The organism is Pseudomonas sp. URMO17WK12:I6, assembly GCF_003253625.1.
Taxonomy (GTDB): domain Bacteria; phylum Pseudomonadota; class Gammaproteobacteria; order Pseudomonadales; family Pseudomonadaceae; genus Aquipseudomonas.
In genome coordinates this window covers 397,192-406,691 of the sequence record NZ_QKYZ01000004.1, presented here as the reverse complement: position 1 = coordinate 406,691, position 9,500 = coordinate 397,192, and the positions used below count along the sequence as shown (strand labels likewise).

The 9,500-nt window shown below is 57.6% G+C and carries 12 protein-coding genes; 6 read left to right on the top strand and 6 right to left on the bottom strand.

The window, feature by feature from the left end; all coding sequences use genetic code 11:
• Positions 1-160: 160 nt before the first annotated feature.
• The gene (locus tag F475_RS10250; RefSeq protein ID WP_019582775.1) at positions 161-1,177 is read right to left on the bottom strand and encodes an AraC family transcriptional regulator; all 1,017 of its coding nucleotides are present in this window, start codon (positions 1,175-1,177) and stop codon (positions 161-163) included.
• A gap of 132 nt (positions 1,178-1,309) precedes the next feature.
• Between F475_RS10250 and F475_RS10245 the strand changes: the two genes are divergently transcribed.
• From F475_RS10245 to F475_RS10235, 3 genes are read left to right on the top strand one after another with little or no spacing between them, the layout of a single operon-like run.
• Positions 1,310-2,494 carry an acetyl-CoA C-acyltransferase family protein gene (locus F475_RS10245; protein WP_111453851.1) on the top strand — a complete coding sequence of 395 codons (1,185 nt, stop codon included), beginning with the start codon at positions 1,310-1,312 and terminating at the stop codon, positions 2,492-2,494.
• A gap of 16 nt (positions 2,495-2,510) precedes the next feature.
• Entirely contained in the window at positions 2,511-3,362 is an 852-nt protein-coding gene (locus F475_RS10240; RefSeq protein WP_111453850.1) for a 3-hydroxybutyryl-CoA dehydrogenase, read from the top strand.
• The gene (locus F475_RS10235; protein WP_111453849.1) at positions 3,349-3,993 is read left to right on the top strand and encodes a TetR/AcrR family transcriptional regulator; all 645 of its coding nucleotides are present in this window, start codon (positions 3,349-3,351) and stop codon (positions 3,991-3,993) included. The genes F475_RS10240 and F475_RS10235 overlap by 14 nt, the downstream gene beginning before the upstream one ends.
• 163 nt (positions 3,994-4,156) lie before the next feature.
• Here the strand turns inward: F475_RS10235 and F475_RS10230 are convergent, their stop codons facing one another.
• Together F475_RS10230 and F475_RS10225 are read right to left on the bottom strand one after the other, a co-directional pair.
• Positions 4,157-4,465: a cupredoxin family copper-binding protein gene (locus tag F475_RS10230; RefSeq protein ID WP_007941931.1), complete on the bottom strand. Its 309-nt coding sequence runs from the start codon at positions 4,463-4,465 to the stop codon at positions 4,157-4,159.
• Between the two features lie 14 nt (positions 4,466-4,479).
• A complete protein-coding gene (locus F475_RS10225) occupies positions 4,480-5,448 on the bottom strand; it encodes a metallophosphoesterase (RefSeq protein WP_018927975.1) in 969 nt (322 codons plus the stop codon).
• A 153-nt stretch (positions 5,449-5,601) separates the two neighbouring features.
• Here F475_RS10225 and F475_RS10220 point away from each other — a divergent pair, with 153 nt between their 5' ends.
• Positions 5,602-6,114: a sigma-70 family RNA polymerase sigma factor gene (locus F475_RS10220; protein WP_007941935.1), complete on the top strand. Its 513-nt coding sequence runs from the start codon at positions 5,602-5,604 to the stop codon at positions 6,112-6,114.
• Entirely contained in the window at positions 6,107-6,850 is a 744-nt protein-coding gene (locus F475_RS10215; protein WP_111453848.1) for an anti-sigma factor, read from the top strand. Before F475_RS10220 ends, F475_RS10215 begins: the two co-directional genes overlap by 8 nt.
• 204 nt (positions 6,851-7,054) lie before the next feature.
• Here the strand turns inward: F475_RS10215 and F475_RS10210 are convergent, their stop codons facing one another.
• The gene (locus F475_RS10210; protein ID WP_111453847.1) at positions 7,055-7,630 is read right to left on the bottom strand and encodes a hypothetical protein; all 576 of its coding nucleotides are present in this window, start codon (positions 7,628-7,630) and stop codon (positions 7,055-7,057) included.
• A gap of 326 nt (positions 7,631-7,956) precedes the next feature.
• On the opposite strand from F475_RS10210, the gene F475_RS10200 reads away from it, so the two are divergent.
• Complete coding sequence (locus tag F475_RS10200; protein ID WP_111453846.1) at positions 7,957-8,370, top strand: CBS domain-containing protein; 414 nt, start codon at positions 7,957-7,959, stop codon at positions 8,368-8,370.
• 187 nt (positions 8,371-8,557) lie between these two features.
• Here F475_RS10200 and F475_RS10195 read toward each other — a convergent pair whose 3' ends face one another.
• Both F475_RS10195 and F475_RS30705 read right to left on the bottom strand, forming a co-directional pair.
• Positions 8,558-8,812, bottom strand: coding sequence for a hypothetical protein (locus F475_RS10195; protein WP_018927980.1), 255 nt, complete (start codon positions 8,810-8,812; stop codon positions 8,558-8,560).
• A gap of 265 nt (positions 8,813-9,077) precedes the next feature.
• Complete coding sequence (locus F475_RS30705) at positions 9,078-9,209, bottom strand: hypothetical protein (RefSeq protein ID WP_256597093.1); 132 nt, start codon at positions 9,207-9,209, stop codon at positions 9,078-9,080.
• Between the last annotated feature and the right edge of the window lie 291 nt (positions 9,210-9,500).

The following is a 9,500-nucleotide window of genomic DNA, read 5'->3' as shown; positions in this document are numbered from 1 at the left end:
TACGCCGGGCAGAGACCGGCGCAGGCAGAGCCAGAGGTGACGACCTCGCGCAGATCACCCCGATGCGTACGGCACGGATGAGTGCAGCCGAGTAGATATCCGAGCGAAATGCTCAACACGTCTCGAACTAAACAGACCACAAAAAGACTGCCCGGATGGGTCAATCATCACGACCTTGAAAACGCAAACGGTATTGCCCCGGGCTCTCCCCCGTCCATTTTTTGAAGGCGCGGTGAAACGCACTCGGCTCCTGAAACCCCAACTGTTCGGCAATATCACTGATGTTCGCCTTAGTCTGGCGCAACCGTTCAAACGCCACCCCGCGCCGCACTTCATCCTTGATTTCCTGATACGAACAGCCTTCACGTCCCAGTTTGCGGCGAAAGGTACTGGGGCTCAGATGCTGTTCCAGGGCGAAGTCCTGCAAGGTCGGCCATTCGCTGTAATGGCTATGGCGCAGGCGCTGATGAACCTGCGATGCCAGCCCATGCTGGTTGCGGAAGCGGATCACCAGCCATTGCGGTGCGGTGCGCAAAAACACTTTCAGCGAGGCAAGGTCCTGAACCACCGGCAGCCGCAAGTAGTGACTGGCGAACTCGATTTCGGTGTGTTCGGTGCCAAAGGTCAGGTTGGGCCCCCAGAGCAAGGCATCATCACGCAGCGACAAACGCTGATGACGAAAGTCCGCACGATCGATGGGAATTCGCCGCCCGCCCAGCCAACACAGCAGACTGATCATCAACACCAGAAACGTTTCTTCGCCCAGCCGGCTGACCTCGCTGTTCTGCGAGCGGGTCTGCAAGCTGATGACCGCACGCTTGCCACGCACACTCAACGTGCCGCGAAAATCACGCAGGAACAAGGCGAAATTGGCCAGGCACTGACGCATGGCTTTTTCCAGCGTCGGCTCCTGAATCAATGCCCGACAGATCAAGGCAAAACTGCCCGGCGGCATACCATGGGAGTCCAACTGGAAAAACTCATCGTTCAACTCACGAATCTGTGCCAGCCACAACGCGGCGAAAGCCGTGGCCGGCACCCGTGCTGTCGGCTGATCCATCAGTGCCGGATCAATTCCCACCTGTTCAAGGAGTGACCGCAGACGCTGCGGCTTCTCACGCAACGCATGGATCATGGGATACATGAAGTAAACCGCCACCGAATCCGTTTCCCGCATTTGAATGCCTCTCTCGTCACATCTGAACATGGCAAAAAACGCCATCACCCTTGAACAGTTTTGGCATAGGCCAGCGGCGCTGCTGATTCTAGACTCGTGCTCAACAAAAAAGACCTGTTCAAGAGAGCCAACATGAACCATTCCGATATTTTTGTAGTGAGCGCCGTCCGCTCTGCCATCGGCAGCTTTGGCGGTTCACTCAAGGATGTACCGCCTATTCAGTTGGCAACCGATGTTTGCCGCGCTGCTATCGAACGATCTGGCCTGGCGCCCGAGCACATCGGTCATGCGGTGATGGGACATGTGATCCCGACCGAGGCACGCGATGCCTACATCTCCCGGGTCGTAGCGATGAATGCCGGCCTGACGAAAGAGACCCCCGCCTTCAACGTCAACCGCCTTTGCGGTTCGGGTTTGCAGGCGATTGTCAGTGCCGCGCAAAGTTTGATGCTGGGGGATGCGGGCGCTGCATTGGCCGGTGGCGTCGAGTCCATGAGCCGAGGCGCGTACCTGTTGCCGCAGGCGCGCTGGGGTGCACGAATGGGCGACATGCAGGCCATCGATTACATGCTTGGAGTACTGCAAGACCCGTTTGCCGGTTTCCATATGGGGATCACCGCTGAAAATATCGCCGAGCACTATGGCATCACACGTCAGGCGCAGGATGAATTGGCGCTTCTCAGCCAACAGCGTGCTGCCCGGGCGATTGCCGAGGGGCGTTTTTCCGGGCAGATCGTGCCGATCGAAGTCGCGACCCGCAAAGGGACGGTTTCGTTTGCGACGGATGAGCATGTACGGGCTGAGGTCAACGTCGAGCAATTGAGCCGCATGAAACCGGCGTTCAAAAAGGACGGTACCGTCACCGCCGGCAACGCGTCTGGTCTCAATGATGGTGCCGGCGCACTGATCATGGCCACCGGTCAAACTGTTCAGGAACGGGTCCTCAAGCCCATGGCTCGACTGGTGGGTTATGCCCACGCAGGCGTTGAGCCCTCAATGATGGGGCTGGGACCGATTCCCGCCACCCGTTTGGTACTCAAGCGCGCCGGCCTGACCGTTGCCGACCTTGACGTGATCGAGTCCAACGAAGCCTTCGCCGCCCAGGCCTGTGCCGTAGCACAAGAGCTGGGCTTCGATCCGCAGAAGGTCAACCCCAACGGTTCGGGCATCTCGCTGGGCCATCCGGTGGGCGCCACTGGCGCGATCATCGCCACCAAAGCCATTCATGAACTGCATCGCTGTCAGGGCCGTTATGCCCTGGCGACCATGTGCATCGGTGGCGGCCAAGGCATCGCCGTGTTGTTCGAACGGGTTTGATCACAAGGACATACGCATGAACCTACAGAACATTGGCGTTATCGGCGTCGGCACCATGGGCAATGGCATCGCGCAAGTCTGCGCCCTGGCCGGCTTCAACGTGACCTTGATCGACATTTCCGAGAGCGCTCTGCAAAAGGCAATCGCGACCGTCGATAAAAACCTTGATCGGCAGGTCGCCAAGGACGCGCTGACGCAGGAGCAAAAGCTCGCCGCCCTCGACAAGATTCGCACCAGTACCGATTACAACAGCCTGCAAAGCGTACAACTGGTGATCGAAGCCGCCACCGAAAACCTCGATCTGAAACTGCGCGTGTTGCAACAGATCGCCGCTCAGGTCAGCGCCGAGTGCGTGATTGCTTCCAACACGTCGTCGCTGTCCATCACCCAACTCGCCGCCAGCGTGAGCCAGCCTGAGCGTTTCATCGGCCTGCACTTTTTCAACCCGGTGCCGGTGATGGGCCTGATCGAAGTGATTCGTGGCCTGCAAACTAGCGATGCCACCCACGCCCTGGCGTTGGACATGGCAAAGACCCTCGGCAAGACCGCAATCACCGCGGGCAACCGTCCGGGCTTCGTGGTCAACCGGATTCTGGTGCCGATGATCAATGAAGCGATCCTGGTGTTTCAGGAAGGCCTGGCCAGCGCCGAAGACATCGACGCCGGCATGCGCCTGGGTTGCAACCAGCCGATTGGGCCACTGGCTCTGGCGGATCTGATCGGTCTGGACACGGTGCTGGCCATTCTTGACGCGTTTTACGACGGCTTCAATGACAGCAAATATCGCCCTGCACCGCTACTCAAGGAAATGGTCGCCGCCGGTTACCTGGGGCGTAAAACGGGACGTGGCTTCCATGCCTATGCCTGAGCGTTGCTCACGGTTTGCCGAGTACCGGGGCAAGGTGCTGGAGCTGTTTGCCAGCAAGGGTTTCGGTCAGGTCGGCATGCGTGAGCTGGCGACGAGCCTGGGGCTCACTCCAGGCTCGTTGTATCACCATTACCCCAGCAAACAGCACTTGCTGCTCGACTTGATCGAGGAGTTCTACGAAGAGCTGTTGGCAACCTTGGGGCGCCTTGAACAACAGGCGCCGGCAAAACGCGACAGGCTCAACAGCCTGATCCGCGCCCACCTGAATCTGCACCAGGAAATGCCCTGGCATTTTCGACTGGCGGAGCGCGACAGTGGCTGTCTCAACGAGGAGCAGCAAGAACAGGTTCGCCACTTGCGTGAGCAATACGAACGCAAATTGCTGCTGATGCTCGGAGCCAAACCCCGCGTGAGCGAACCGGCGCAACGGGCCGCGGGTCGAGCCATTGCAGCCTTGCTCAACAGCGCGCCCAGTTGGCTGATGCAACATTCGCTGGATGAACAAGAGCGCGATAATTTGATGGAAAACATGGTGAGTGGCGCCATCGAGCGATTATTGGCGCCAAAGACGCGTAATTGGGCGACGACTGCCAACGCGGGCGACAGTACGAAGCAGCCAACTACGAAATAACAAACCTGAGCGGCGCTTCCTCGAACTGCGTCGTCAGCAGATTCCGTACGACAAAGCCCCGATTATTCGGGGCTTTGTCGTTTCTGGGGATACCTGCTGGTTGAGCCGGCAGACGTCGGAACAGTCGAAGGCTGCGGTCTTTTGACCTTCCAGCGCCCTTTGTTTACTGGGTGACCACAATCTTCCCGATCATCTGCGGGTGCAGCGCACAAAAATACTCGAACTCTCCCGGCGTATTGAACACCCAGGAAAAACTGTCATTCGTATCCAGCGCCCCCGAGCGAAACACCTTGTGGGTTTCTGCCACCGTGTGCGGAATCTGGTCGTCATTCACCCACGTCACTTTGGTGCCCACGGCCACGGTCAAATCCTTGGGTGCAAACATGAACTCCTTGATATCGATCTTCACCTCCTGAGCCCACGCCGGCATCGACAGCATCAGGCACACCACCGCCAACAGTCGCGTTTTCATCTGACCGCCCTCCCCTAGACCAGTGTCGAATCAATCAGCGCCAGCGGATGATCGCCCTGTGTCGCTCGCACATCGGTGATCCCCAGGTAATTGCGCAATTGATCGGCGGCCACCGTCATCGGCCCCGGTGCCGGCGCCGCACCCGGTGCAGGTTGTGGGTAAGCCGTGCCACGAGCGGTGTGGAAGGTGATGTTGCCTTCGACCTTCTGGATGACTTGATGGATATGGCCGTTCAATACCGTCACTGAACCGTACTTGCGCAGCATCGCAATCGCTTGATCACCATCCTCGGTGCCCCAGCCCCACGGCTGATAAATCGTCCACAGCGGAATGTGGGTAAACACGACGATGGGTGTACTGGTCGTCACCGCCCGCAAATCATCGGCCAGCCAGGCCAGTTGATCGGCGCCAAGGGTGGCTTCGTGACCGGCCTGGAAGTTGAAGACGTTTACCAGTGCGATGAAATGCACGCCGTGGTCATCGAAGCTGTACCAGCCATTGCCTTTGGTGCCCTTGCCGTATCGCTCCAGGTAAAGCTTGCCGCCGCCCTCATCGAGGGTGTCGTGTTCACCCGGCACGTAATGCACGGTGGACGGCAGCCCCTTGAGCAACTGTGCCGCAGTGTCGAACTCCTCAGGCTTGGACAGGTGCGTGATGTCGCCGGTATGCAGAATCAGCGACGGTGGTTTTGGCAGCTTGATGACCTTGTCGATCGCCACCTGCAATGTCTTTGCCGGCTCCGGGTTGGCTTCCTTGTTGAAGCCGATGTGCGAGTCGCTGATCTGCACGAAGTGAAACGTGCTGGCCAGTGCCTTGGGGTCGGCGACGTTGCCTGCCTCATCCAGCGCAAAGGCCCGGGGAATGCCGCCGCTCAGGGCCCAGATAACCCCTGCCCCGGCCCACGCCGAGCACTTGAGCAGCGTTCGGCGGTCAGGGTTCAGCAAGTCGTCGGTGCGCAATGGGTGTTTTGATTGAATGTCCATCGGTATGTCCTCGCTGGCGGACTACAGTGATGTAGCTGACACGAGGTAAACCTTGCGGGATGAGTGTTTATTCCGTGCGGGAAAACAAATTCTTTTCAGGGAATAAAAGACCACGCACCACGGTTATAGGGGTGTGACAGTGCGGAAGCCACTATGAAGCGATTTGAGGATCTGATTGCGCCCCATCTGGACGCCGCTTACAACCTCGCGCGCTGGCTCACTGGCAACGACGCCGCCGCACGCGATGTCGTGCAGGAAAGTGCCCTGCGCGCCTTCAGGTTTTTGCAGCGTTTCGCCGATGGCAACGCCAAGGCCTGGTTTCTGACCATCGTGCGCAATGAAAGCTACACCTGGCTCAAAGCCTCGGCCGGGCGCCATTGGGTTGCTTTCGATGACGACATCGGCGATGACGAAGGCGCACTGAGCCACAGCCAGACCCCGGAATTGCTGGCTATTCACACCGAAAACGCGGCGCTGATCCAGCAAGCGCTGTGCGCCCTGCCGCCAGTGTTTCGTGAGGTGATTGTGCTGAAAGAACTCGAAGACATGCCTTACAAGGACATCGCTTTGGTGGTCGATATCCCCATCGGCACCGTCATGTCGAGACTGGCCCGGGGGCGCGCGATGCTCAAGCTCGAACTACTGAAGTTGCACGATCATGAATGAACTCGACTGCACGGTTTGCCAGACACGGCTGCATGGTTATCTGGATCACGAACTCGATCCTGCGACGGCTGCGGATGTAGCTGCGCATCTGGCCGCATGCCCCGAGTGCGCGCGGCTGCATGATGAAGTGAAACTGCTGAAGGTCAGTGTGAAGCGCCAGGCGCCGTATTACTCGGCGCCGGCATCGTTAGCGGCCAGCGTGTTTGCCGCGGGTGCTCCCGCGACTCGCGCCGTCGAACGCTGGCAGAAATGGTTCGCACCGACGTTTTCCGCGGCGGCGCTGGCCTTGGCGGCAGTGCTTTATGTGATGACGCCGGGCAGCGAGCAACCTCTGATGGACGAGGCTGTTTCCAGCCATGTCCGCTCGTTGATGGGCGAGCATCTGAACGATGTGGTGTCCTCCGACCGTCACACCGTGAAGCCCTGGTTCACCGGCAAACTCGACTTCTCACCGCCGGTGTTCGATTACTCGGCGCAGGGATTTCCATTACTGGGCGGGCGGCTGGATTATCTGCAACACCAGACCACGGCAGCGCTGAGTTATGGGAGGGCCAAACACATCATCAATGTGTTTATCCTGCCCGTGCCGGAGGCAGACAAGCCGCGGCAGACCCAGACGATTCGTGGCTTTAACGTGGTGTCCTGGCAAGCCAACCACATGCGCTTCGTGCTGGTTTCCGATGTGGAAAAAAGTGAACTGGAGGCGTTCAGCCAGTTGCTCAGGGACGGTGCCTGAAGGGAGCACGGTTTCGCGTGCGCCGCCATTCTCCCTGTCGAGAACAATCAAAAATGGGTGCTCGCCCAACCAAGGCCTAGCACTCCGTGCCTGGTAAAGAGCCGAAGCTGGGTGAGCGGTGAGAACTCTATCCAGAGTTGCGCCCTGTGTCCCGAACACAATTCTGAATAAACCTGAACAGCCCGCGTCCGGCATAATCAGGTTTTACTCACTGCCAGTGCGCGACCACTCATCATCCATAGCGCCTGCTGTGCTGGCGACTATCCACGCCACTGCACAAGCCACTAACGAGAACACGGCAAAAGCACCCATCACATGCAAGTAAGGCAGCACGTGATTCCACGCTCGAGCCACCCCCAGGAATGCAGCAAATGACCAGCCACTCATTGAGAGAGCGCCCAACAGGGCAAGGCGAGTCCGGGCGCAGCTGTTTAACAAAACAAAGGGAGCTTTCTGCAGCAGCGGAAAACCGATTCGATGCAACAAAGCGCCGTTGAGGCTAAGCAGCGCGACAACACTCACCTTGGCCCAGAGCTTTTGATTGAGCAGATACGTGGTCCCCTCATAGAGGTAACCCTGGAGCACCAGCAGCAAGCCACTTCCCCAAAGAGCCAATAGCGCGAGCATGACGATTTTTTGAGTCTCGTCGAGATACTCACGTTGCACTTGGCTCAACACCTCCTTGCGCCAGCTCCATAGCTTTTGATCTGCCTGCAGCACCCTCCCCAGAGCAATACAGGTGGCAATCAGATGACCGTACACGAGTAGCATTTTGAGCATTACCTGAACCTTATTTTTATGTGGGCAATGCACTCCCTCGCACCCTTGATTTGAAACTAAATGATACGGATTATTATTTGTATCGAGCAAGTTACAAACTCAACCATCCATCCGAAGCCGCCTGCCCTGCCGCACGTTTGCGGTGTTGCGCTGTTCCTTGAGCAACGCCGGAATACGAAAACGCCGCTCAATGAGCGGCGCTGGAGAATCCCGGTTCCCCACGATGACAAGCGGAGACAAAACATTCTGAACCCTGTACATCCCCTCCAAGTCGAAAATAGACAGTCAGTAATCACTGAAGCATCCCTTTAAAAGGAGTCTTTTTCATGAAGATCTCGGAAGTTATGACGAAAGATGTTTTAACAGCCAAACCAAGCCAGACGATCCAGGAGGCTGCAAGCATGATGGCCAGGATCGATAGCGGCGCCATTATGGTTGAAGAGCAAGAGCGCCTGATTGGCATGATCACGGACCGGGACATCGCCATCAGAGCAGTCGCCGAAGGACTCACCGGAACAACCCCTATCAGTAGAATAATGAGTGGCGGCATCCGCTATTGCTATGAGGATGAAGACATCGAGCATGTCGCTAGAAACATGGCGGACGTCCACCTCCGTCGCCTGCCCGTGCTTAACCGAGACAAGCGTCTGGTTGGCGTCGTATCGCTGGGAAACATTGCCAGCACACGATCTCAGTCCGCCGCCGCGACTGTTTTGTGCGGCGTGGCACAGGCTCATTAACCGATTGGATAATGAGCCGTTCAAGTGTTCATCAGGATTAAAGCCCCATGGATCCGACACGCTCGCCTGACCTGGAATCCGTTGGAAATTCGGCTTCAAGGCCAGGCGAGTCCTTCTGTAAATAGTCGCTGCCCCTTCCCCCACGCAACGCACCCTTCGCTGAACTGCATTCGCTTTGCGCGACACATTAGCCCGGCTCGATGAGTAGGTCTTTGTCTTCCGGGCCTAGCGCCGGCTCTTGATCCTCCAATTTGCCGGTTTCACGCTTCTTCTTCAGGCGGGTTCGAGCGCGCTCGGTGTCATAAGACTTTCCTTCAGCCAAGGCATGCAGGGTCGATGAAATTCGATAGAAACCACCACACGGTTCGCAATGAATGCGCAATCCGCCCCCGAACGAAAGATCTTCCAGCGCATTGGTATTGCCACACAGCGGACAGTTCATAGCCACCTCCTGAACATTCAGCTATAGCCGCTTTCAGCCCGCCATAAACGCTGGCAACCTGGACAGGTGTGATGACGAATAGCGCGGATATGTTTATATCGACACGGGCGATCCAAGGAGGTTGCTTGTTTTTACATGACAGTCGAACGTTAGGCGTCGCTCGGCAGCTGCAGCATCTCTTGGATCGTTCAGAAGCCGCTGAAGATCAAAAGATCGCAGCCTTGGGCAGCGCCTACCGAGGGTGGCGTTACAGCCGGGGCGGAATCTAATCCGAAGTCAGCGGCTGCCTGGAGCGACTCGGCGCGATGGCCGACTTCTCCCCGGTGTCGCGATGCAACAAGGCAACGTTGTAGTCATAGCGGGATATCAACGGCACCGGCTCGTCATTGCGGGACATCTTGAGCCATTGTCTTGTGCGCTCGATGTCAAAGGATTCGTTCCTGCCCTTCATGCTTTTAATCAGGTTGGCCGAGACCCTGAAGCGTCCACATCCAGCCGAGCATGCAACTTCTGACCAGTCTTCAGCCACATGAACAGTGTTAGAGACAGCGTGACAAATTAAGCACTTCATGTTCGATCTCCGTATCCATGAATTACCAACTGTAGACGATCCACGAACAAAGAACTCAGCGCCCAAAAAAACCGGGGCAGTCCATCGCGCCACCCAGTGACAGCCTGGCCAGGTGAC

What these genes read in the sequence shown, in the direction of transcription:
- F475_RS10250 (WP_019582775.1), bottom strand. Translation starts at nt 1,177, where the DNA reads ATGCGGGAAACGGATTCGGTGGCGGTTTACTTCATGTATCCCATGATC.
- F475_RS10245 (WP_111453851.1), top strand. Translation starts at nt 1,310, where the DNA reads ATGAACCATTCCGATATTTTTGTAGTGAGCGCCGTCCGCTCTGCCATC.
- F475_RS10240 (WP_111453850.1), top strand. Translation starts at nt 2,511, where the DNA reads ATGAACCTACAGAACATTGGCGTTATCGGCGTCGGCACCATGGGCAAT.
- F475_RS10235 (WP_111453849.1), top strand. Translation starts at nt 3,349, where the DNA reads ATGCCTATGCCTGAGCGTTGCTCACGGTTTGCCGAGTACCGGGGCAAG.
- F475_RS10230 (WP_007941931.1), bottom strand. Translation starts at nt 4,465, where the DNA reads ATGAAAACGCGACTGTTGGCGGTGGTGTGCCTGATGCTGTCGATGCCG.
- F475_RS10225 (WP_018927975.1), bottom strand. Translation starts at nt 5,448, where the DNA reads ATGGACATTCAATCAAAACACCCATTGCGCACCGACGACTTGCTGAAC.
- F475_RS10220 (WP_007941935.1), top strand. Translation starts at nt 5,602, where the DNA reads ATGAAGCGATTTGAGGATCTGATTGCGCCCCATCTGGACGCCGCTTAC.
- F475_RS10215 (WP_111453848.1), top strand. Translation starts at nt 6,107, where the DNA reads ATGAATGAACTCGACTGCACGGTTTGCCAGACACGGCTGCATGGTTAT.
- F475_RS10210 (WP_111453847.1), bottom strand. Translation starts at nt 7,630, where the DNA reads ATGCTCAAAATGCTACTCGTGTACGGTCATCTGATTGCCACCTGTATT.
- F475_RS10200 (WP_111453846.1), top strand. Translation starts at nt 7,957, where the DNA reads ATGAAGATCTCGGAAGTTATGACGAAAGATGTTTTAACAGCCAAACCA.
- F475_RS10195 (WP_018927980.1), bottom strand. Translation starts at nt 8,812, where the DNA reads ATGAACTGTCCGCTGTGTGGCAATACCAATGCGCTGGAAGATCTTTCG.
- F475_RS30705 (WP_256597093.1), bottom strand. Translation starts at nt 9,209, where the DNA reads ATGTCCCGCAATGACGAGCCGGTGCCGTTGATATCCCGCTATGACTAC.